At 42.6% G+C, this 801-nt stretch carries 1 protein-coding gene; it reads right to left on the reverse strand.

From position 1 onward, the window contains the following. Window positions 1-378: 378 nt before the first annotated feature. Window positions 379-561: an antitoxin gene (locus tag LKE08_RS01360; RefSeq protein WP_324702395.1), complete on the reverse strand. Its 183-nt coding sequence runs from the start codon at window positions 559-561 to the stop codon at window positions 379-381. Window positions 562-801: the final 240 nt, after the last annotated feature.

Consider the following 801-nt stretch of genomic DNA (forward strand, 5'->3'; position numbering starts at 1 on the left):
AGGGGGACTTTGAAGAGGGTTGGGGTTGCTCCCCCTAAATCCCCCTTAAAAAGGGGGACTTTGAAGAGGGTTGGGGTAGAAGCGGTTTATTCCTCTCTACGCTCAATCCCGCCTTGAAATAAATTTCAAGGCTCACAGCAAAAGTCCACTGAAGTGGACTGACCTAATTTGATTGTTCTTTAATCCTCTTAAGAGGATTTTCGCTATTAGCTTGGGAATTGATTCCCAAGCGGTTTCTTCTTCCTAACGATATCTCTCCGGGGTTCTTCTTCCCCAAGCTATCTGTCTAGAAACCGGTTTTATACCAATATCTCTGTAGGGAACCCAACACTCTTCTCGAAACCCGGTTTCTTCCTCCTCACCAGAGAGTAAAATCAACTAATTGACAGATAACTTGCGTTGAGAAGTGACGCAATCTTGCAAATAAAGATTGATGATTTCTTGATAAGATACCCCTTCTTCTTGAGCCATTCTTTCAAAATATTCGATCGCGTCGATTCCCAGATAAATTGTGACTTGTTTTTTTAACTGTTTGGCAAAAGGGTTGGGTCTTCTGTTCATTTTTGAGAGATCGTATTCCGGTTCCATGAGTTTATCTCCTATATTCTTTGCTTTCGTTTTTGGTGGCTTTTCTGGCTGATATAATTCTAAATAGGTTTCCTTCTCCCTACGATATGTCTAGAAACCGGGTTTCTACCAACATCTCTGTGGGGAAACCAAAATCCTTCTAGAAACCCGGTTTCTTCCTCCCAACCTGTAGGTCTAGAAACCGGGTTTCTACCAATATCTCTGTGGGGCACC

This window comes from Lyngbya sp. CCY1209 (assembly GCF_035615495.1).
Lineage (GTDB): Bacteria > Cyanobacteriota > Cyanobacteriia > Cyanobacteriales > Microcoleaceae > Limnospira.

Coding starts and splice junctions, on each gene's coding strand:
- LKE08_RS01360 (WP_324702395.1), bottom strand. CDS start 561: ATGAACAGAAGACCCAACCCTTTTGCCAAACAGTTAAAAAAACAAGTC.